This window comes from Micromonospora sp. NPDC050980 (assembly GCF_040653835.1).
Taxonomy (GTDB): Bacteria; Actinomycetota; Actinomycetes; order Mycobacteriales; family Micromonosporaceae; genus Micromonospora.
The window spans coordinates 56,181-77,379 of the sequence record NZ_JBFAGS010000023.1 but is presented as its reverse complement, the minus strand read 5'-3'; the positions used below and the strand labels follow the sequence as shown (position 1 = coordinate 77,379).

19 protein-coding genes are annotated in these 21,199 nt (G+C 70.4%); 9 read left to right on the top strand and 10 right to left on the bottom strand.

Annotated features, from left to right (window positions below; genetic code table 11):
* Positions 1–119: 119 nt before the first annotated feature.
* The 8 genes from AB0H28_RS25765 to AB0H28_RS25730 all read left to right on the top strand — a co-directional run bounded on the left by AB0H28_RS25765 (position 120) and on the right by AB0H28_RS25730 (position 8,347).
* Positions 120–326, top strand: a complete 207-nt coding sequence (locus AB0H28_RS25765) for a hypothetical protein (RefSeq protein ID WP_013289174.1) — start codon at positions 120–122, stop codon at positions 324–326.
* A 2-nt stretch (positions 327–328) separates the two neighbouring features.
* On the top strand, positions 329–781 hold the full coding sequence (locus tag AB0H28_RS25760; RefSeq protein ID WP_358045174.1) for a TadE/TadG family type IV pilus assembly protein: 453 nt from the start codon (positions 329–331) through the stop codon (positions 779–781).
* Positions 778–1,245, top strand: coding sequence for a TadE family protein (locus AB0H28_RS25755; RefSeq protein WP_358045171.1), 468 nt, complete (start codon positions 778–780; stop codon positions 1,243–1,245). The genes AB0H28_RS25760 and AB0H28_RS25755 overlap by 4 nt, the downstream gene beginning before the upstream one ends.
* On the top strand, positions 1,242–1,688 hold the full coding sequence (locus tag AB0H28_RS25750) for a pilus assembly protein TadG-related protein (RefSeq protein ID WP_358045168.1): 447 nt from the start codon (positions 1,242–1,244) through the stop codon (positions 1,686–1,688). Before AB0H28_RS25755 ends, AB0H28_RS25750 begins: the two co-directional genes overlap by 4 nt.
* Before the next feature lie 29 nt (positions 1,689–1,717).
* Positions 1,718–4,834, top strand: coding sequence for a BTAD domain-containing putative transcriptional regulator (locus AB0H28_RS25745; protein ID WP_358045166.1), 3,117 nt, complete (start codon positions 1,718–1,720; stop codon positions 4,832–4,834).
* Between the two features lie 275 nt (positions 4,835–5,109).
* Positions 5,110–6,339 carry a hypothetical protein gene (locus tag AB0H28_RS25740; protein WP_358045163.1) on the top strand — a complete coding sequence of 410 codons (1,230 nt, stop codon included), beginning with the start codon at positions 5,110–5,112 and terminating at the stop codon, positions 6,337–6,339.
* Positions 6,340–6,968: 629 nt separating this feature from the next.
* Positions 6,969–7,844 (top strand): AAA family ATPase, encoded by an 876-nt coding sequence (locus tag AB0H28_RS25735; RefSeq protein WP_358045161.1) that lies wholly within the window; start codon positions 6,969–6,971, stop codon positions 7,842–7,844.
* Positions 7,841–8,347, top strand: a complete 507-nt coding sequence (locus AB0H28_RS25730) for a hypothetical protein (protein ID WP_358045158.1) — start codon at positions 7,841–7,843, stop codon at positions 8,345–8,347. The genes AB0H28_RS25735 and AB0H28_RS25730 overlap by 4 nt, the downstream gene beginning before the upstream one ends.
* A gap of 223 nt (positions 8,348–8,570) precedes the next feature.
* Here AB0H28_RS25730 and AB0H28_RS25725 read toward each other — a convergent pair whose 3' ends face one another.
* Positions 8,571–9,572 carry a hypothetical protein gene (locus AB0H28_RS25725; protein WP_358045155.1) on the bottom strand — a complete coding sequence of 334 codons (1,002 nt, stop codon included), beginning with the start codon at positions 9,570–9,572 and terminating at the stop codon, positions 8,571–8,573.
* A 303-nt stretch (positions 9,573–9,875) separates the two neighbouring features.
* Here AB0H28_RS25725 and AB0H28_RS25720 point away from each other — a divergent pair, with 303 nt between their 5' ends.
* Positions 9,876–10,658: a transposase family protein gene (locus tag AB0H28_RS25720; RefSeq protein ID WP_358045152.1), complete on the top strand. Its 783-nt coding sequence runs from the start codon at positions 9,876–9,878 to the stop codon at positions 10,656–10,658.
* Positions 10,659–11,268: 610 nt separating this feature from the next.
* Here AB0H28_RS25720 and AB0H28_RS25715 read toward each other — a convergent pair.
* The 9 genes from AB0H28_RS25715 to AB0H28_RS25675 form a co-directional block, all read right to left on the bottom strand.
* Entirely contained in the window at positions 11,269–12,513 is a 1,245-nt protein-coding gene (locus AB0H28_RS25715) for an HAD domain-containing protein (RefSeq protein WP_358045149.1), read from the bottom strand.
* 255 nt (positions 12,514–12,768) lie between these two features.
* A complete protein-coding gene (locus AB0H28_RS25710; RefSeq protein ID WP_358045146.1) occupies positions 12,769–14,262 on the bottom strand; it encodes a VWA domain-containing protein in 1,494 nt (497 codons plus the stop codon).
* A 149-nt stretch (positions 14,263–14,411) separates the two neighbouring features.
* Entirely contained in the window at positions 14,412–15,557 is a 1,146-nt protein-coding gene (locus AB0H28_RS25705) for an AAA family ATPase (protein WP_358045143.1), read from the bottom strand.
* A 404-nt stretch (positions 15,558–15,961) separates the two neighbouring features.
* The gene (locus tag AB0H28_RS25700) at positions 15,962–17,053 is read right to left on the bottom strand and encodes a DUF4314 domain-containing protein (protein ID WP_358045140.1); all 1,092 of its coding nucleotides are present in this window, start codon (positions 17,051–17,053) and stop codon (positions 15,962–15,964) included.
* A gap of 65 nt (positions 17,054–17,118) precedes the next feature.
* Entirely contained in the window at positions 17,119–17,784 is a 666-nt protein-coding gene (locus AB0H28_RS25695) for a hypothetical protein (RefSeq protein WP_358045137.1), read from the bottom strand.
* Between the two features lie 100 nt (positions 17,785–17,884).
* A complete protein-coding gene (locus AB0H28_RS25690) occupies positions 17,885–18,976 on the bottom strand; it encodes a M23 family metallopeptidase (RefSeq protein ID WP_358045135.1) in 1,092 nt (363 codons plus the stop codon).
* Positions 18,973–19,515 (bottom strand): hypothetical protein, encoded by a 543-nt coding sequence (locus AB0H28_RS25685; RefSeq protein WP_358045132.1) that lies wholly within the window; start codon positions 19,513–19,515, stop codon positions 18,973–18,975. Before AB0H28_RS25685 ends, AB0H28_RS25690 begins: the two co-directional genes overlap by 4 nt.
* A gap of 104 nt (positions 19,516–19,619) precedes the next feature.
* Positions 19,620–20,657: a hypothetical protein gene (locus tag AB0H28_RS25680; protein WP_358045129.1), complete on the bottom strand. Its 1,038-nt coding sequence runs from the start codon at positions 20,655–20,657 to the stop codon at positions 19,620–19,622.
* A gap of 53 nt (positions 20,658–20,710) precedes the next feature.
* On the bottom strand, positions 20,711–21,118 hold the full coding sequence (locus AB0H28_RS25675) for a hypothetical protein (RefSeq protein WP_358045126.1): 408 nt from the start codon (positions 21,116–21,118) through the stop codon (positions 20,711–20,713).
* Positions 21,119–21,199: the final 81 nt, after the last annotated feature.

Genomic DNA, 21,199 nt, shown 5'->3' with positions numbered 1-21,199 from the left:
CAACGGTGGCACCGCGAGGCAACCAGCGCCTACCACCTCGACCTCGACCGACGTTTCACCAGCAAGCCGTGGAAGAACCCACGGCGTTACCGACACGACACACCAGAAGGAGAAACGCCGTGCACCCCAGCAAGCTGATGGCCCTGCTGACCCTGGCACACCTCACCCTCACCGACCGGGCCCGCCGGCTGCGCGACTCCGGCGACCGGGGCAGCGAGACCACCGAGAAGGTCATGTGGATCGCCCTGCTCGTCACCCTCGTCCTGGCCGTCTACGCCATCTTCCAAGGCAAGATCATCACCAAGATCACCGGAATCAACCTCTAGCCATGCACCGCACGCGACGAGGCAGGCGACGCCGGCTCGGTGGTGACCGCGGGTCGGTCACCACCGAGGTGGTCCTCTACGCGCCCCTGCTGTTCCTGCTCGTCCTCGTCGGCGTGCAGTTCGCCCTGTGTGCCCTGGCCCAACTCGGCGTCCAGCACGCCGCGAACCACGCCCTGCAAACCACCAGGGTGTCCGGCGGCACCGCCGCCGCCGGCCGCGCCGACGCCGCCACCGTCCTCGACCAGGTCGCCGGGCAGGTCGTCGTCGACCCGCGCGTGTCGGTCACCCGCACCGCCGACACCGCCACGGTGGCCGTGGCCGGCCGGGTGCCCGCCGTCGTGCCGTTCCTGCGGCTGCAGGTCAGCACCCAGGCCAGCGCCCCGGTCGAGCGTTTCCGCCCCTCGACCCTGTCGCTGGCCCCCTCGCCGCCTGGAGTGGAAGGAGACTCGACGTGACCCGCGAGCAGCGCCGCAGCCGACACCCACGCCGCCGGGCGCCTCGGCTGCGCGGAGACCGGGGTTCGGTCAGCGTCGAGATGGCGCTGAGCTACGTACCCCTGATGGTCCTGGCCGCCCTCGCGGTGGTGGCGTGCCTGCGCCTGGCCTCGGCCGCCATCGACGTCAACTCCGCTGCCGCCGCCGCGGCCCGCCAGGCGTCCCTCGCCCGCACGCCCGGCGAGGCCCGCGCCGCAGGCACCGACGGCGCCTCCGCCACCCTGGCTGGGCGGCCCTTCACCTGCCAGCCGTCCACGGTCACCGTCGACCCCGGCGCGTTCGTCTCCGGCGGGCAGGTCAGTGCCACCGTGGCGTGCACCGTCCGCCTCGAAGACCTCTACGGCCTCGGCCTGCCCGGCACGATCACCATCCGCGGCACCTCTCACCAACCCCTCGACACCTACCGCGGGACATCGACGCCATGAACCGGCTGCGTACCCGCCTGCGGCAGGCCCGCCACGACGACCGAGGCCAGATCACCCCGTGGACGATCTTCGGCGTCGTCCTCGTCCTCATCCTCGCCGGCCTGGTCCTCGACCTGGGCCTGGGCATGTCGGACAAGGTGCGGCTGCTCGACCTCGCGCAGGCCGCCGCCCGGGCCGGCGCCCGCGAAATCGACCTCACCACCTATAGGGCCACCGGCACTGTCCAACTCCAGCCCGCCCAAGCCGCCGCAGCCGCGCGGAGCTTCGCCCAACAAGCCGGCGTCGACGGGCAGGTCACCGCGTCCGCCACCCCCACCGCCGTCACCGTAACCATCAGCGGCACCCGGCCCACGCAGCTGCTGCACCTCGTCGGAATCACCGCCCTGCCGGTCTCCGCGACCGCGACCGCCAGTCCCCAGACCGGCGTCACCGCCCCATCCTGACCAGGCCTCTCGCACGACCGGGAGCTCCAGTGTTCGCATTCCTCGCCGCCACCGCCCGCCGCCTGGCCGGACTCTCGCTTCTGGTCCTGCTCACCGCCGGCGTGCCGTACGCGCTCATCCGATACGTCGGCTGGCCGCTACCCCGTCAGGTCCCCACCTGGCAGGACGTCGCCACGGCCCTGACCTCCCCGCTGACCGACACGATCCTCGGCAACACCGTCGTGTGCCTGCTCTGGGTGGCCTGGGCGGCGTTCATCTGGTCACTGATAGCGGAGGTCGCCGAGGCCGCAGCGGGCATCCGCCTGCCGCAGCCAAGAGCCATCGCTCCCGCCCGGGGCCTCGCCGCCATCCTGGTAGCCACCATCACCGGCGGCGTCCTCGCCACCGCCGCGCAAGCCGCACCCGCTCTCACCCCACCGGCCATCGCGACAGGACACGAAGCCGCCGTCCCAGCAGCCGCCACGGTGACCGGCGGCCCTGACACGCCATTGACAGTGCCCGTCGCACTCGTGCGGACCGCGGCCGCTGCAGCCGAACGACCCGCGACGCGCCTCGCTGCCGGCCAGATTACCCTCATCGCCGCCAGCCAGAGCTACACCTGCACCGTGCAACACGGCGACACCCTCTCCGAGATCGCCAAGGACTGGCTCGGCGACGCCAGCCGCTGGCCAGAGATCTGGGCCTTGAACCGCGGCACCCACTTCGACACGGTCGGCGGCACGTTCAGCAGCCCCCACCTCATCTACCCCGGCTGGACCCTGGAACTACCGGAAGACGCCGTCCCACCAGCCGCCGCCCGCCCCACACCTCCCGCCGACCCGCCACCGACCCCCGTAGACAAGCCCTCGGCAGCTCCAGAGTCGCCGGCACCGACCGCGTCGGCGAGCGAGCCAGCCAGCCCCGCAACCGCCTCGCCCCAGCCAAGCCGGACCACAGACCGTCCAGGCGATGACGGCGTCACCGACCCCCCACCGGCGCAAACGCCCGCGCCGGCAAGTCCGGCACCGCCGGCAGCAGGCGGCGCACCGAACAGCCCTGCTACAAACACACCCGCCCCGGCCAGCAGCCCATTGGCCAAGGCGGAACGTCCGCACGGCATTGCGCTGCTGAGCGGAAGCTGGATCGACCTCGGCCTCGCCCTCGCGATCGCGGCAGCCGCCACGCTGGTCTGGGCCCACCGCCGTCGCCGCTACCAGCCGCGCCCGCCCAGCCCCCACACCCGCACCCGCACCAACGACCCTGATCTCGAGCCGATGCCCGCAGTCGTGACCCAGATCCGCCGCAGCCTGCGTCCCGAGGCGGGCAACGACAGCCACGGCTTGGGCATCCTCGACACCGCAAGCCCTCTCGAAGCCAGCACCGACGGCGCGCATCGTCATCCTCCCGTCGACGACGACAGCCAGGCACAGGGCGTCGAGGACCACGAAGCCAGCCCCGAAGCCTCCGCCGGGGCGGACGAACAGGACACCCCGCCCGTGCCAGTCGTGCCGGCACTGGACAATCCACTGGCCGCGGTCTGGCCACCAGCCGGCCTCGGGCTCACCGGTCCCGGCGCGGAGGCCGCCGGCCGAGGGTTCCTCACCGCCGCCCTCGCCGCCGGCGGCCTGGACGACCCCGACGCGCGCAGCTGGGTGGTGATCCCCGCGGCGACCGCCGCCACCCTGCTGGGCGCCGCCGCCGTCGCGCTGCCCGAAACCCCCCGCCTGACCGTCACCGGCGGACTCGACGACGCCCTGGACATCCTCGAAGCGCAAACCCTGCACCGCACCCGCCTGGCCTACCAGCACGAGGTCGATACCATCGCCGAGCTGCGCCGCGCCGACCCCTACGAGGAGCCGCAGCCGCCCATCCTGCTGATCGCCGACGCCGCGGCCCGCCACGAACGCGCCAGGATCGCCGCGCTCCTGGCCCAGGGACAACGCCTCGACATCCACGGCATCCTTCTCGGCGCCTGGCCAGACGGGAACACCGTCGCCGTCGACGCCGACGGCACCACCACCCCCGCTGACGGGGAAACCCGCCACGGCACGCACCCCGCCGACGTCGGCCGCCTCAGCGTCCTCACCCCACCCGAGACCATCGACCTGCTCGCCACGATCGCCGAAGCGCACACCGGCGAGCGCCGAGCGCCGGCACCGACCGAAACACCGCGACCTGCCGCCGGTCAGGACCCGCAACCGGCCCCGGCAGGCACTGCCGGCACCGACAAGGCCGACCACGCCGAGAAAACCGACCCCGACGGGCCTGTGCCCGTCAACGACGAGCCGACCCCCGCCACCGAGGACTCCGCTCCTGTCGTCTCACACTCGAACGAGCCGCGTGATCCCGCTGCCGAAGATCCGCAGCCAGCAGGAGACGACCAGTTCGCCCTCGGACGCGTCGAGGTGCGGGTGCTCGGCGGCGCCCGCATCGTGGACATGGACACGACCGTGCCGCTGCGGGCGAAAGCCCTCGAACTGCTGGTCTACCTCGTCGTCCACGACGGCGACGCGGCACAGGACAACATCCTCGACGATCTGCTTCCCGACGCCCCTGCGGCGAAAGCGCCGCACCGCCTGCACACCTACGTGTCCGCGCTGCGCAAGACCCTCGCCCGCACCGGCGGCCCCGCCGACTACGTCACCCACCCATCGCGCCGCTACACCCTCAATCGCGCCGCGTTCGACACCGACCTGTGGCGAATGCGCGACGCGCTGCGCGACGCCGAGCGCGCCACCACCCACGCCGACCGGACCGCCGCACTGCAACGCGCCGTCAACGCCTACGACGGCGCACTCGCCGACGGGTGCGGCTACGAATGGATCGAGGCACACCGCGAGGGCAGCCGCCGCCAAGCCCTCGACGCCCACATCGCCCTCGCCGCCGCGACCGCAGACCCGACACGAGCCCTGGCCGTCCTGGACGCCGCAATGCGCCACGACCCGTACGCCGAGGCCGTCTACCAGCAGGCGATGCGCACCCGGGCCGCGCTGGGACACCTCGACGAGATCCGCGCCCTGCGCCGGACACTCATCCGCCGGCTCGAAGAGATCGACGCCGACCCCAGCGACGACACCCTCGCCCTCGCCGACCGGCTCGTCGCCGGCCTGCGCCAGCAGCGGCCGACCGGAAAGCCGCATCCCCGTGACCGTGGACAACACCCATGACCCTCCACTCTCCGGTGACACCCGAAGCACGTGGCGACAGCCCACACGATCAGCCCGCCCACGGCGGCGACGGCCCGCACGCGGCGACCGGTGGCCGCAACGGCGCCGTGTGGCCGCCACCGGCAGCCGCGCAAGCCGGCGGTCCCGCGCCGGGCGGTGACCGTCAGGCCGGGTCGACACATCCGGATGCCCCACCCCCGACGACCCGCGACGCGCTGGACGTCGACCTGGCCACAGCGGTCCGGCACGCCGCCTGGATGCGTCGGGCGTTCTACGTGCTGGTGCTGCTGGTCGCCCTCGTCGGACAGGTCACCGGCGTCGTCGAAACGCTGGGCGTCCCGGTGGTCGTCGCGGTCCCGGCCGTCGCGGCGCTCGAACTGGGCGGCGTGGTCGTGATGGCCAACGCCGACGTGCGGCGCCGCCTCGGCGAGCAGGCGGTCGTGTCACGCCTGCTGTCCGCCGCGATCGCCGCCTGGGCCGTGGCCTTCAACTGGGTCGTCCACCCCGACCACCTGGTCGGCGGCTTCTACGCGGGCATGTCCGCCCTCGGGTACCTCGTCTGGTTGATGCACGCGGGCAACCAGCGCCGTGACCGGCTGCGCGTCATCGGAGGCCTGCCGCCCACACCCCCCGCCTACGAGGTGTTCGGCCACTGGATCTGCCACCCCGTCATCACCTCCCGGGCGCGGTCCATGGCCAAGGCCGACGGCCTCGACCTGTACGAGTCCCTGACCGCGGCCCGCGACGCGATCGCCCGCCGACACCGCGACGCCGCTATCGCCAAGGTGCTCCACCGCAAGATCAGAGCCGCGGTGGACCCCACCACCGCCGACATCGCAGTGCAGGTGTACGACCTGGACGAGATCGCAGCACGCCTCGCGGCCACCGCCGACTACAACGGGCTGACCACGCTCCTGGCCGCGGACCTCACCCCAGAGCGGATCATGACGGCCCACAGTGCCCGTCAACGCCATCGCTGGTTCAGGCGAGAACGCCTCGCCGACGCGCCACCGGCACTTGAGCCCGCCCCCTCCCCGCCACAACCGCCCACCGCGTCGGCGGCGGACACGCCAGGCGAAGACCGGCAGGAGCCGAAACCAGAGCCAGAGGCGGAGAACCCTGATCCCGCCTCGGGCAGCCACCAGCAGACTGCGGAGAGCCGCTACGCTGGCCCGCCTGGATCCGTGTCACCGGACGAGCCGGCCGTCGCGGACCCGGCAGACGCAAGCGAGGACGACAAGGACGTCACTGGCGAGGACGCCGACGAGGCGACGGACGACGGCGATCAGGATGCTGCCGGCGACGACGCGAAGGACGAGGCCTTGGAGGTGCCCCAGGGAACCGCGCAGGCAGTGGCCTACTGGCTGCGCAAGGAGCCGAACCTGGACCCTGAGCTGCTCGCCGAGAGGATCGGCAAGTCGCTGCGATCGGTCTACCGATACCTGCCGCCGGACTACCCCCGGCGACCGGGCATTGCCAGGCGACGGACCCGCCGAAGCCGGTGACGTCACCGACATGGCGGACGATCTTCCCGGCGATGATGTGCCCGACGCCGCGGATGTCGGTGATGGTGGAGTGCGTCTCGCTCACGACCTACCGGATCTGGGCCTGGTTGGTGTGCAGGCGCCGGTCCAAATGGCGTAGGTCCGCGATCCGGTCACGGGCCAGGTCGCGGCGGCAGTTGTCGGTGGCGGTGAGCGGCCGGGTGTTGCAGCAGCGTGGCGGCCTTGCCGCGAGGGCGCTGTTCGACCCGCGACTTCGTAGCGAACGGCGGCACTCAGCGCTAGATCACTGAAATTGGCGCATATCGGGTGACAGTGGCCGCGGCGGCGAAGTTGATTGCCCATGGGGTGTGTATGTGATACACATGTACTCCGAACGGCCGTGTACATCATTCACAGGAGCGCCATTGCCGGACACCCCAAGCATGCGGCACCCCCCAGGAACTGGCGAGGAGCCGCCCGACCTTCTCGGTTTGGCGGAAATCGCGGAACTGGCAGGAGTGGCCCGAAACGTCGTATCGAACTGGCGAGCCCGAGACTCGCGCTTTCCGCGGCCGGCAGCTGATCTCGCTGCCGGACCGGTCTTCCGCTTGGAACAGATCCAGCGATACATCGCCCGCAGGAGGAAATCCATGCCGTACGTGATCTCCATGATCAACCTGAAGGGTGGGGTCGGCAAGACCACCCTTACCGTGGCCCTCGCCGAGATCATGGCGGCCCGGCGCAACGCGAAGGTCCTGGTCATCGACCTAGATCCTCAAACAAACGCGACAGCGATGCTCATCGGCGAGAAGTCGTGGGAGAAGTTGGATCAGGCAGGCCATACACTGGCAACGCTATTCGAGGACGCCCTGCGACCAGACAAGAACCCGCCTCAGTTCAGTCTGCACGACACGCTGCAGCTGGGTGTTTCTCCGGTCAGCGCGGTAAAGAAGCTCGATCTGCTACCAAGCTCCCTGAAACTTATCGATGTACAAGATCTGCTGGCAACGATGCCGACCGGACGGCTCTTCACTGATAGGCCCGTCGACCTGCTCCACAAAGCAACACGCAAGCTCCTCCCGGACTACGACTACGTGTTCATCGACTGCCCGCCCAATCTGGGCCTCATCACGATGAACGGACTCCGGATGTCGCACGGCTACGTGATCCCCACGAAGCCAGACGTGCTGAGCACCTACGGCATCCCGCAGATCATGACGCGGGTAGAGAACTTCGCCGAGGGCCTAGCGGGTGATGAGATCGTTCCAATGGGCACGATCATCAACATGTACAGAGCTGGAACGACGACCCACGACAACACCCTCCGGCGCTTGCGCGCCGACGCTCGAAAGAACAAGGTTCCGCAGCTCTTCGAGACGATGATTCCCCTAGGGGACAATGTCGCGGCGGCGGCCGAGTTCGTGGCTTCCTCTACCCTTCGCCAGCGATGGGGCTACCAGGGCCACTACGACCGGCTCGAGGCCCTGACCGACGAACTGGCAAAGCGGGCGGAGCGCTCCCTATGACCCAACCCTCCGAGCGCGCGATTCAGCCGGAGCCACGACAGGCGCACGGGGATGCACTCGACTTACTTCAACCGGCCATCGACGAACTTCAGTCCGTTAACCCCGATCTCGCGTTGACGCTGGCCGGTCTTGTGTCCGCAGTCGCAGCCGAGGCGGCCCGAAACAAGCGACTGGCCACAGCTCTAAGCGACGCGCTGGGACGACAGCGGCTGGAGGAGAAGGTAGGAGCGCCACGCGCCGCTCCTACCCGGCGCACTCGTCGAAGCGCCGGGCCGTGGGACCCGTTCTCCGTGTACGCAGAACATGGCGAACAGGCGCTACGCGACCGGCTATCAGCGCTAGACCTCGAACAGCTTCGAGACATCCTGGCCGAGCATGGTATGGACACCGACCGCCTAGCCATGAAATGGCGGGATACTGGACGAGTTGTCAGCAGGATCGTCGAGCGCGTGATGGACCGGGCTGCAAAAGGCGATGCATTCCGCACTGGGCCGGACCAATAAGACGGTTGGGCCGCTGGGCTGATTAATTGCTTAGCGGCCCAACCGATCGAACGAGCCTAGTCGCATACGCTCGCACCTTCGCACTCGCCACACCACGACCAGGCTTGGCACTTGTACGCACTCAGCGGCACTGCGCTCCACGGAACCTCCAGTGCCGCTAGCCATTTGCCTTGTTAATCTCCAATGTTCGGAGGCAGTCCCCCTACTGATGACCCATACTCGCTCACCGCTTCTTCGCCGCGATCTTCGCCACCACGACCGACGCGGCCGTCAGGCCCACCCCGACGGATCCTACGAGCGCTATGCGCCCCGCCTCCGCGCCCGCGTTCTTCAACTGCCTCGGATCGCGAGCGGCGTCCCACCATCGGGGCGCCTCCAATGAATCTCGACCGAACTCGATTCCGAGTGGGCCGTGGAAGTCATCGATGACGATTCCGACATGGTTGATGGAGTCCACTACAGCACGGGACGTAGTGGCGTGCAGCAGCACATTCGAGGTGGCAATGCCAGCAGCCGCATCCATGCGGTCCATTAGATACTTGGTCTTCAGCAAGATGAGTTTCCGCCGGCCCTGCCGGGCAACGCTCAGTGCGAGGCGATGCCCGTCCAGATCAGCCGGAGATGCGTCCAGCACCCGGTCGAGTTCCAAGACTGCAATCTCATCCTGCAGCTGGAAGCAACGAGCCAGAACAGCGAGCCACACCCCAACACCGCGCTCTGTTTCCTTGGCCGTCTTAGCGAGATAACCGACCTTGGTCTTGCTCTCCATCTTCTCCGCGAGTGCGTCGAGTTGACGCAACGCATACGCCTGGGTGTCTGCGATCGTTACGGACGTAGCCTGCACCTTCGACCACGCGACCTCGGAGACCCGGCCCACATGCTCCCGGATGGTCATGGCCTCCTTGATGGCGGAGGCGGCCCCGTCCATCTTCGCCAGCACGGCGTCCCTCTGCGCGCGGCGCACGTCGTCGAGTTTCTCGTCGATCGTGGTGAGAAGCTGGGTGATCTCGTTCATCTCATGCTGCCTCGCGAACTGCGCCATGATCCCTGCGGCACCCGAGACAAGCGCCGGGTTGGTCGCAAACGATCCCGCCCCGTTCTCGATCTGGAGCCACCTACTGATCGAGCCCGGTCTCCCCAACATCGCATGGCTGACGCCTCGCGTCTTGGTCTTCATCAACCCGAGCTCATTGACAAGCTGTGCGGATTCCTTGGTCAGCTTCACGTACCGACTTGAGTTGGCGGCAATCTTGGAGGCTGCCTGTGCGACTCCAGCCCCGGCGCCGAGGACAGATCCGAGCCTGTCCAATCCGAGATCCTTCGACAATGACAGCAGTCCGACCGAGTCGAGGAAGCGCTCGACAGCCGTCGGGTTCCCGATGACCGCGAGGCCATCGCCGTCACTGAGCCATTTTCATCGTGATGGTGCAGGTCACGGGCGGTGCGGGGGGTCGGTGTCCATGTAGGACGAGGCTCCCGGTAAGACAGCAATCGACCAAGATCAGATGCCCCAACCGGGAGCCTCGCTGTGCTGTCTTACCCTGCCGCGATTCCGTTGTCCACCCGCAGCCTGAACCACCTCGCCGCCCTCATCCGAACCCGCCGCCAGCAGCGACGGTCCCGATGGCGACGCCTCGACCCCGGCCGGCAAGCCCTGCTCGCCCTGGCCCACCTGCGCAACGGCGACACCCTGACCCGCCTGGCCGCCGGATTCGAGATCGGCGTCACGACGGCCTGGCGTTATGTCCGCGAGGCCATCGACCTGCTCGCCGCGACCGCCGACCACCTGGCCACGGCCATGACCAGGATCCGGCTGCTCGCCTACGCAATCCTCGACGGCACCCTGATCCCGATCGACCGGGTCGCCAACCAGAAGCCGTACTACTCCGGAAAACACAAGCGTCACGGAGTGAACGTGCAGGTTATCGCCGACGCGGCCGGGCGTCTCGTCTGGGCCTCGGCCGCGCTGCCCGGCTCGACGCACGACCTGACCGCCGCCCGCACTCACGGCATCATTGACGCCCTGACCAGCGCCGACGTGATGACCTTCGCGGACAAGGGCTATCAAGGCGCTGACGGCAGCGTGCGCACCCCGTTCAAGCGGCGCCGCTTCCGGCCGAAGCTGTCACGCCGGCAGAAGGCCGTCAACCGGGCCCACGCGAAGATCCGCGCCCGCGGCGAACGCGCGATCGCCACACTCAAGACCTGGAAAATCCTGGTCAAGCTGCGCTGCTGCCCACGCCGAGCGACCGCGATCGTGCAGGCCATCCTCGTCCTGCACCACGTCGAAGCCGACCGCAACGCAGGATGAAAATGGCTCACTGATCAGCTCAATCTCGTCATCCATCGTCGGCTCCTCGGGCTGACGTAACCGACCATTCAAAGGGGACCGCCGGTGGGAGGTGACTTGCGGCTCTCATTGCTCATCTTGTTGTCTTGGCAAGTCGATCACAAGTGAAGAGCCGCAGGCATGGATGATGGTATGGCTCGGCTGCTGGGTCTTGACGGCCTGGCTGTCACCCAAGTCGCCGACGGACCCCGATGGCTCGGTCGTGGTCCTTCGTCACCTCCCAGCAGACACGCCGGTGCCCGAGTGCGGAACGCGGTCGCGCCGGTCGAAGGGCCGGCGGGTGACCGGGTCGCGTGACCTGTCCGTCGACGAGCGTCCCGCCAGGCCCCCGCTGGTTCAGGTGCCGCTGGCGCGACGACTCGCCCAGAGCATCCGTTACATACGGTGACTTGGGCCGGGTGTCGACGGGTGGGGCGTCCTGACTCAGGGTCCGTACTTTGGGCCGTACGATGCTCTGTGCTTGCGCCGGTACGCCGACACCGACAGACGAGAGAAGGGCCGCGCTTCTTACTCGTGAGCCCGTAGGTGGGCTGAGCGATTGCCGCCCAGCCCAACCTCGATTGCCGCAGTTCTACCCCGCCGAGCGGGGCTGGGCCGTACCGGTGGTGTTGTCGTGCGGTGGCGCGGTGTCGTCGGTCCCGGCCGCGTCCTCGCCGGGTGGGTCAACTTCCACGAACCCGAAGAGTCGCTCGATGACCTGGAGCGCCTGGGTCGAGTAGCGGTCGGCAAAACCCCGACAGATAGCCGGCTTGGCCTCCGGATACTGAGAGTAGGGAAGGGTGTCGTGGCAGACCACGAACCCCTCGTCGCGCCGTGCCTCGGCTACCAGTGCACGGAGGCGGCCCTCGGACAGGTGCATGAGGTTGCCGGGCCGGAAGATGCACGTGCGGCACTGCCTGGACAGCATCCGTGACTTCCGTAGCACCGGATCGCCGACGCTGAGGTCCCGGGCCGCCTCCGATGACGTGTCGCCTCCACCAGGTGCAGCCGGCCCGATCGCAGTATCGCCCGGTGTGTGCGCCTCTTGAGCGTTGGAGGGGAGCTGGTGGAGCCAGTGGATGATCTGATTGATGTGGCTCCGTTGTAGGCCGGTGGCACTGTCGACGGGGACCAGCAGGGTTGCCCTTCCACGCGCGGTGCGGTCGGTGGCCTCTGCGCCATCCCGGCCGCCGAACTCGTCGTCGAGAACGGCCAGCGGCCGTCCGCCGATGGCGCGGTACAGCGGGGCGAGCTTGAGCTGGCGCCCGAACCGCACGCCGCCATCGCCTACATCGATGACCTGCAGGTCGGCCGGCAGGCCGAGCCGGGGTGCGATCCAGGTCGCGGCGAGCGCGCCCCAGCTCGTGCACCAGACGAGGTCGGCGTCGCGGGAGAGTTCTCGGAGCCAGGCGCCGTGGTCGGGGTGCAGCCACACCTCGCCGGAGACGTGCTGGCCGGTGGGACCGGGACCGTCGTAGTGGTGTCGGTGGTAGCCGAGCTGGCGGGCGGTGGGCTGGTGGTCGGGGTTGAGGACGCCGTCGACGTCAATCGCGACCACGGGCCGCGCCCGGTGTGCAACGGCGGTCCCGGCTCGGCGTTGGTGCTGTTGCAGCGGTAGTGCTGGCTCGCGCGGCTCGGGGATGGCGGCCAGGCGCTCGTCGACGCCCTGGTAGCACTTCTTGCAATAGAGGACGCCGTCGTCGACGAAGATGGTGACGGCCGCGAGGCAGCAGGGTGAGAGGTACATCGGCCCCCAGGGACGCTCGACGTACGGCAGATCGTGGCGGTCGACGAAGATTGGTTCGGCCGGTGACGGGGTGGGTTCAGCGGCAGACATGCTTGTTTCCCTCAGTCGTGTGGGCGTGGGGTCGCCTTGGTGCACGGCGCGACATCTGGCCCGAAGGTCTCGGGCGAATTGGCGCTCCATGCGGCGGCGGAGACAAGTCGTGCGCGGGGTTCGTCTGTGCGCCTGCGTCGCGGGCTGCGGATCATGGACCTGCGGGTGGACAGCGGGGACGGTCCTGACGATGTGTGGTCGGGATCCGTCCCCGCTGTGCCCTGTGTCGACGAGGCCCCGCGACGGGGTGCGGGTTCAGGCTCTGGTCAGGGCGTCGATGGCTGCTTGGCCGATGAGGTTGATACAGGTGGTGGGGTCGTCGACGGTGATGGTGGTGGTGTTGTCGTAGACCCTGGGCGGCCAGCCTTTGTTGTCGGGTGCGAGCCAGAGGACGGCGCAGCCGGTGTGGTGGAGGCGGGTGATGGTGGCCTGGCTTTCGTCGGGGTTGACGTAGTGGCCGTCGGAGACGACGACGAGCAGCCGCGCGGTGCCGGGGGTGGACAGGTGCAGGAGCCGGTCGGCTTCGGCGCAGGCTTCGACGAACCGTTCCGTGCCGGCGTCGGCTTGCATGTCTCGGACCTTGGCCGGGCGGCGGCCGGGTGGGATGAGCACGGTGATCCGGTCGCCGTAGGCGAGGGTCGCGCTGGTCGCTCCGGCGCGGGTGGCGGCCTGGGCGACGATCCACGCGGCGGAGGACATGGGTTTCGCGAAGTCCTCCATCGAGCCGGATGCGTCGATGAGGATGCCGACGGTCAGCTCGGGGTCGGGGACGGGGCGGCGTACGGTGCGCTGCCACGGCTGGGCGGTGGGGATGGCGCCGCTGGCGCGTTGGGCGGCGAGGGTCACCGCGGCGCGGGTGAGCAGCCGTCCGGGCGGTGCGCTGCTGGGTTCGCGGGTGCGGGCGGGTTCGCGGTGGCGGGCGCGGCCCAGCAGGGCGGTGAGCCGGTTGGCGGCGTGGCGTTCGGCGTCGCGGGCGTCGCGTTCGGCCCAGGTGATCGGCGTGTCGGTGTCGACATGGATGCCGGGTCCGTGGGGACGGGAGCTGTCGCTTGCGGGTTCCGGGGTGTCGGCGGGGTTGTGGAGGATCGCGTCGAGGGCACCGGCGATGGCCGCCGCGATCGCGCTGGTGACCGCGTCGTCGGCGGGCAGGCCCGGGGTGACGGTCGGGTCGATGCCGAGCAGGCGGCACCAGCGTTCACCGAGTTCGATCATGCGGGTGGTGTCGGTGTCGCCGACGGTGTGGGCTTCGCGCCAGATGGCGCGCAGTCCCCGGATCAGCTTGCGGCCGAGGACCTTGGTGATGGCACGCCGTGCCTCGCGGACGTCGGCGGGGTAGAGGATTCGGGCGTCGACTCGGGCGAGGAGCAGCCCGGCGGCGTAGGCGGCGCTCCACAGGGTGTCGGTGGGTGTGTCGGCGGGGTCGATGATGCTGGTGACGGCGCGGCGTAGCCACCGCCGGTCGCGGGGTCGGGTGTCGCGGTAGCGTCGTTCGATGCGTGACTCCTCGAGCAGGAGCGCGGCCTCCCGGACGACGGGCGCCACCGTGATTGGTGGATCCCACTGGGAGTGGATGACATGGGCGCACTCGTGCAGCAGGACGCCGTAGGCGACGGGGACCTTCGACCGGTGCCCGGGCCGGCGGGGGTCGGCGAGCGCAGGGTCGGCGATGAGGTCGGCGTCGACCTGGATTTGGGCGGTGGCGGGGTAGCTGAAGCCGGGTGGGCCGCCGGCCGCCGGGGTGACGGTCACGCGGGCGTCGGGTCGACCGGTGAGTGTCGCGGCCTGTCTGGTCCAGGCCGCTGACCATCGGCGCCAGGGTGAGGCGGCCGGGGCCGCGGAGGCAGGGCTGGCGCCGGAGGGGCGCAGGTGTGCGGAAACGCTGGTCATGACGACCTGCCTTACTTCTGCTTGCCGAGGGTGAGGGGGGTGATGGTGGCGCCGCGGTAGGCCCGTTGGAGGGCCTCGACGACGGCTTGCCGGTCGGCCTCGGGTGCGATCGCGGCGAGGTTGGCCACGGCGGCGGCGAGGCCGAGGCTCGCGGCGACGCGCTTGAACGCCAGCAGCTCGCGTAGTTGCGGCGCCCAGTCGATCTCGTGCTTGCGCATCCGGGCGTTAAGGGCGATCGCCGCGTCGATGGCGCCGTTGGGTACGCCCAGCGAGCGGGCGAGCTGGAAATCGGTGGTGACCTCGATGTGCACGGAGAACCGGGAGGCGAGGGCTTCGGTGAGGATGGCGCCGTGCACGCCGGGGTTGTGGCCGGCGCAGACGAAGAACCCGTCGGTGGCGGTCACGACTTCGTTGTGGTGGGCGGCGATGGTGATGGTGGCCCGGCCGTCCATCGCCGGATACAGGGCGGCCAGCACGCGGGGTGGGATGAGGGTGGCGTCGTCGATGAACAGGGCGCGTCCCTGACGCATGGCGGTCACGAGCGGCCCGTAGGCGAATTCGAAGCCGCCGTCGGGCAGCGGGACGTAGTTGCCGACGAGGTCCTCGACGGTGGTGTCGCCGTGACCGGCGACGGTAATCGCATCGGCGTAGGCGGCCTCGATGAGGCTGGTCTTGCCGGTGCCGGGTGGCCCGTAGAGCAGCACCGCGATGGTGTCGCGGCGCAGCCGGCGCAGCACCTCGACGTCGGTGCTGTCGCCGAGCTGGCGGGGCAGGTACCAGACCCCGTTGGGACGCAGGACAGCGCCGGGACGCGGGGGAACCGGGCCGGTCGGGGCAGGTGCCAGCGCGGCGGGCGCCGTGGGTGTGCCGGCGGCGGCCGAGGGGGCACGGCTGGTGCCGGCTCCCGCGGTGAACGCGTCGATGCCCTCGGCGGTGATGGTGTACCGGCGGGGCGATCCGGTGGACATGGTCGCCCAGCTGCGGTCAACGAGGCGGTTCAGGACGGAGCCGATCGCCCCGGACGACCGGCCGGGCAGTTCCTTGCCCAGGTCGCCGATGGAGAAGGCGCGGTGCGGTTCGGCCGCGAGCAGGGCCAGGACCGGACCGAACATCGGGCGGGGCTTGGCCTTGGGCTTGGCGGTTCGAGGCGAGGTCACCGGGCACCTCCGACGATGGCTGCGTTCGGGGTGCAACCGATACCTGCGGTCCCGCAGGTGATCAAGTCGTCGGCGGGCAGCTGCGGCGCTGGCGCGTGGTCGGTCAGCGACCGGCAGGTTGGCGTGCGATTCAGGTGTGGCATGAGGTGCTCCTTGGCGAATGAAGCCGCCGCGCGCCCCTTCCCGGGCGCGCGGCGGCGGTGGTGGGCCACAGCGGGCGGGAAGAGCGCACGTGCTCGGCTACGCGGAGCGGTGTTCAGGTCGAGCGCCTACCGGCGGGGGAAGGCGCGGCCGGAATCGGGAGTCGCAGGCCGGCGTCCGGCCCGCGCAAGGTGCTCCGGTTTCCCTTCTTGTCGGTGTCACCTGTCTGCCGGTGCCAGTCCGGCCTGGGTCGGGTCTGCGCCCTACGCCTGGTCGGGGTCGGGCAGGTCGCCGACGATCCGGTCGCAGGCGTACGGGTCGACGGCCTCCCAGCACCAGCTGCGGCCCATCACCACGTACCGGCCGTCACCGTCCGGGGAGATGCGGTCGATGGCGTCCGGGTCGTCGGACAGGGCCCGCTGGTCGGCGACGATCACGTCGCCGTCGAAGGACAGGTCGGCCAGTTCCGCGTCGACCCGACGGTCCAGGTCGTCGGCCGGCACGCCCTGCTCGCGCAGGCGGTGGCGGTACTGGTCGCGGTGGCGCTGCTGGTCGGCGACGATCGCCTCGGCCACCGCTCGGGTGCAGGAGAACACCGCCCACCCGTTCCAGTGGTCGATCAGAGTGCCGACGAACCCGACCTCGATCCGGTCGTCGCCGTCCGGTCCGGTGGTGCGCGCCCACTCGCCGGAGAACACACCGACGCCGCCGATACGGACCCGGTCGGGGTGCAGGTGAGACAAGTCGACGCCGGTGGGGCTGGCCGCGAGGTGACACAGGTCGGCGACGCGGTCGACGACGGCGGTGTCGAAGGCTTCGCGGTAGACGGCCATCGCCTCGTCGCGCTGCGGGATGCGCAGCCCGAACCAGCCCGTGGAGTCGCCGGTGGCCTCGACGAACAGCTCCCACCCGGCGATGTCGACCGACTCTCCCGCCGAGGAGAAGTGGGGCAGGGCGTTGAGGACGGCGGGATCGCCGTCCTCGATGCCGACCAGGATCCGGCGCGCGGCCAGGAGGGTGTCGCCGTCGGTGCGGGCGCCGATGGTGTCCTGCGCCCACCATTCGGCGGCGGTGCGTCCGGCTTCGGTGCCGGCAGCCCCCATCTGGCGCAGAACGGCGGCCCATCCGGTGGCCTCGGCGACCGGATCGCCGGTGGGCGACGGGGTGGTGGCCGGTGCGATGCGGTCGCCGGCGTCGAGGCACATCGACAGTGTCGAGCCGCTGTCCCAGGTGATCTCGACGAGGTTGTGCCGCTGGTCGTGGCGGCGGACGGTGCCGGTGTCTTCGGGCCGCAACCAGGTGTACGGGTCGCTGGTATGGACCAGGGCGACGCGCTGGCCAGGCTGGTAGATCATGGTGCTCTCCGATCGATGAGTGGATAGGCCGCCAGTGGGCGGCGACGGCATCGGGTCGGGCGTGCTCATCGGGTGCTGCCCGTCGCGTCACCCGTCGTGGAGGCGTGCGGCGGCCAGGGCTTGCGGGTGACGTGGTCGCCGAACATCGGGTCGGTGGCGACAGAGGAGCCGCAGCGGGTGCATCTGGTGGCAGTGTCGTAGCCGTAGCCGGCCATGGACGGCACCTCGACGTGGTCGATCTCATCGACCGCGCCGCACACGGTGCACACCGTCATCCCCGACCCGCCCTCGTCGAGGGCGGGTTCGGTGACGAACAGGTCCTCGACCGGGTCAAGGTGGTGGAGACTGTGCCGCAGCCAGCGGCCGTGGACCGTCGCCTCGTACACCACCAGCCGCCGCTGGTCGAGGTGCAGCAGGTACAGCCACTCGAGAAACCCGTCAAGGTCCTCACGCAGCGAGCCCTGCCGGATCGCGTCGTTCCCGGCCGGGTAGCCCAGCCCCGGTACGGGCGGCTGCCGGTCCCATCGCCGAGGCTTGGGGTTGACGGCGAGGGACCACCAGTTGCGGGCCAGCAGCGCGGCGGCCATAGCGTCGGTGTCACGGCCGAACGTGTCGGTCCAGATCCGGCGCAGCAGCGGCACCAGAACCTCCGGACCCTCGCCGAACTGGATCAAGCGGGCGGTGTACCTGCCGCGAAACGCGGCAACGCCGATCAGCGTGGGTGTGCTCACGTGCCTTTCCTCCTCGGGGATGTGTGGGTGGGGGTTGCGGCGGTCGTCCCGGGCGGGACGGCAGCCGAGCTTGGGTGCCATGGACCCGCCGGCATCGCCTCTAGGGCCTTGTGCCGAGCGGGGCGTTCTGAGCCGCCATGAAGGGCACCGGGTCGATCGCGCCGTTCGGGCTGGCATCGCCGTTGTGGTGCACCTCGTAGTGCAGGTGCGGGCCGGAGCTGTGGCCGGTGGAGCCGACGACGCCGATGGGCTGGCCAGCGGCGACGGGCTGCCCAACCGTCACCATCGGCGGCTGGTCCATGTGGCAGTAGCGGGTGAGCAGCCCACCGGCATGGTCGATGTCCACGTACCAGCCGCACCCGCGCGTGAGAACGGGGTCGCCGTCGCGGTCGCAGCCCCATTCGGCGCCGGTGTCGGCGTAGACGGCGTTGCAGCGGACCGTGCGGACGGTCCCGGCGGACGCCGCGCGGATGACGGTGCCGCGCGGGGCGCTCAGGTCGACGCCGTCATGGCCCGGCCGGTCACTGGTACGGAACCCTGATCCGACAGGGGCGAGGACCGGCTGCGTCCACGGGCCGGTGGCCCCGCACCCGGCCAGGCCGTCGGTGGGTAGGCCGGCGGTGTCGGCGATCGCGGTGACCAGCTGGTTGGCCGGTCCCTCCCATTTCGCGTAGGCGTCGGGGAAGGCGCTGACCTGCACGGCCTGGGCGGCCTCGGTGAGCGGCATCGCCTGCCAGCCGCTGATCGTGACCAGCGTGTTGAAGAACTTCTCCGACGCGTAGACGGGGTCCTGAAGCTGGGCGGGGGTGCCCCACCCTTGGCTGGGGCGCTGCTGGAACAGCCCGACCGAGTCCCGGTCGCCGCCGGCCAGGTTCCGCAGGGTGCTCTCCTGCATGGCGGTGGCGACCGCGATCACCCAGCCTCGGGCTGGTAGTCCGAGGCGGGCGCCGGTGGTGACGATCGCGGCGGCGTTGCCGACCTGGTCGCTGTCCCAGTCACCGATCGCCGGCCACCCGGCGGGCGTCCCGGTTGGTGACGCAGTGGTGGGCGACGGGGAGCCGGGTGAGGTGGCCATGGGGACACACTCGGCGGCGGCCGTGCCGCCGCCGAGTAATCCGCCGAGCCCACCGGCGCAGAGGATGAACACGGCGACGAGCGCCACCGCGAGTGACACCAGAGATCGGAGCTTCACCTCGGCTCCCGGCGGTCGAGGTGACGGGCGCGGTAGGGCCGCGCCATGGGCGCGCGGGAAGGCGTGGCGTGTCGCTGGACGAGGGGACAGGCGCGGTCGGGCAGGACGGTGGTCCTCCTGGTTGCCGGTGAGCCGAGGGGGTGGACACCGACTGGATCGCCGTCGCCGGTGTGCACGGAGACGGTGTCGTCAGTCGGGCTGATCACGTAGATCCACGAGGCGCCGAGGTCGACGGCGCGGCTGAGCGGGAAGACGGTGACAGGTTCCGGGGCGTCGTCGAGCGTCACGCCGACTCCCCGCACGGGGTGCTGGTTCGGGAACGACCGCGTGTTTCGGGTGATGTCGAATCCGAGATAGAACCAGTCGTGGGCGAGGACCGCGTCGATGAGAGCGTGAGTGTCGCGGCGGGCGGTCTTGGCCCAGATACCGCGTAGCTGCGGGATGAGCGCCAAGGGGTAGCCGTCGAAGTGGACGTAGCGGGCGCGGACGATGCTCGGCTGGACGGGATCGGTAACGCTGACGTAGCAGCTGGTGTCCACGGGTCGTGTCTCCTCGTCGTGGTGGTGTGCTCGGGTACGGCGACGACCGCGCGGCCGTGGTGGGCCACGCGGTCGTCGGTGGCGGATCGGCGTGGGTGCCGGGGCTAGCGGGCGAGGACGGCGACCTTGTCGCCGTGCAGCAGCGGCGCGTCGTCTGGTCCCTTGAGGTGCACGCGGACCCAGATCCTCTGCGCCTGCCCGTGCTTGTCGATGAGGCGACGCCAGTGGCCGCGTACGACGAACCGGACGCGGTAGTGCCACTTGGGCGGGCCGCCTGTGGGCTCGGTCAACGCCGAGGTGCGCCGCAGCATCACGACGCGGGTGTCGTGCACGATGCGGGCGCGTGCGGCGCGGCGCCGGGCGGGCCGGTCCAGTGGTGCGGGCGCGGCGACGCTGATGGGTTGGGCCTGGATGCGCCAGAACGCGTAGGCGATCGCCGCGCAGACGCGGGTGCGGGCGGTGGCGTCGGCGATGACGTACCGGCCGTCGGGTGCGGTCTCCCAGTCGCGGTCGGGCTCGTCGATGTCCGGGTGTGCGACGGCGGGCACGGGTGCGGCGATCGGCAGCATGTCCAGGTTCGTCAGCACGTACGGGCCGAGGCGCGACAGCAGGGTCGGGTCTTGGCGGGCGTAGCCCTGGATGCGGGTGGCGTGGGGGTCCTCGGGGTCGTCCCGGTGTGCCCAGCCGCAGATCAGCCATGACCGTCCGTTGGGGGAGGCGATGGTGGCCCAGGTGATCGCGGCGATGGCGCTGACCTGTCCTGCCAGGTCGCGGTGGTAGATCGCCTCGGGCAGGAAGAGCACGCCACCGTCGGTGGGGGCGGCGTCGGCGGTGAGGAGGTCGCCGGTGAGGTCGAGGGATTCGGCGGCTGCGGCGACGACGGCGGTCATGGCGGGGGCGAGCACGTATGCCTCGCCCTGCGCCCAGACCGCGCTACTGGCGCGGTTGATGACGTCGGTGAGCTTTTGGTGGGGATGCGCCTCGTCGCCGTGGTCTTCGGGACGGCTGGCGAGGAGGGTCTCGACGAAGGCCCGGGTGTACTCTCCGCCGGCGGTGCTGGCGCAGTACTCGTGCATGCGGGTCTTCATCTCGACGGCGGCTCGGGCGTAGCCGGCGAGAGTGGTCTCGGTGCGAAAGGTCACGAGTTCCTCCTGGTCGGGGGTTCGGTGGCGTGGTCGGTGCGTCTGGGCTGCGGCTACGCGGCGTACGCGGTGATCAGGGTGGCGCCGGGGACGCGGCGGGGCAGCCGCTGCGGGATCCGCGTTCGTAGGCGCGTGGCGGTGGCGGCGACACCGGCGGTGAACCAGCCGACGAAACCGCCGCAGTCGCGGACCGGCCGCTGTGGCGCGGGTTCTCGGGTGGGTGCCGGCTGCGGCAGGTGTGTCGGTTGCGCGGCTCGCGCGGCGCCCATTGCCCGTTGTGCCTGCCTGGCCGCCGAACAGGGCCCGGCCTGGTCGGCGCACTGCAGGTTGGCGCACCGGTCGCCGGGTCCGGGTTGGTGGGCGGTGAGGACGTCCACGGCCAGCCGCCACAGCAGGGGGTCGGTGACGTCGCTGGGCAGGAGGGCGCGGTGGGACGGGCGGATTCGGCTGCGGTCAGACATTGCGGGTGACCTTCCGTCGGGTTCTGGGCCTGGGTCACCGTCCAACCGGCGTTTCGCCTGATGGCCGCCTCGGGCAATGAC

Bases quoted from the DNA above. Each gene is read 5' to 3' on its own strand.
- AB0H28_RS25700 (WP_358045140.1), bottom strand. From the start codon at position 17,053: ATGATCTACCAGCCTGGCCAGCGCGTCGCCCTGGTCCATACCAGCGAC.
- AB0H28_RS25735 (WP_358045161.1), top strand. From the start codon at position 6,969: ATGCCGTACGTGATCTCCATGATCAACCTGAAGGGTGGGGTCGGCAAG.
- AB0H28_RS25675 (WP_358045126.1), bottom strand. From the start codon at position 21,118: ATGTCTGACCGCAGCCGAATCCGCCCGTCCCACCGCGCCCTCCTGCCC.
- AB0H28_RS25750 (WP_358045168.1), top strand. From the start codon at position 1,242: ATGAACCGGCTGCGTACCCGCCTGCGGCAGGCCCGCCACGACGACCGA.
- AB0H28_RS25715 (WP_358045149.1), bottom strand. From the start codon at position 12,513: ATGTCTGCCGCTGAACCCACCCCGTCACCGGCCGAACCAATCTTCGTC.
- AB0H28_RS25760 (WP_358045174.1), top strand. From the start codon at position 329: ATGCACCGCACGCGACGAGGCAGGCGACGCCGGCTCGGTGGTGACCGC.
- AB0H28_RS25730 (WP_358045158.1), top strand. From the start codon at position 7,841: ATGACCCAACCCTCCGAGCGCGCGATTCAGCCGGAGCCACGACAGGCG.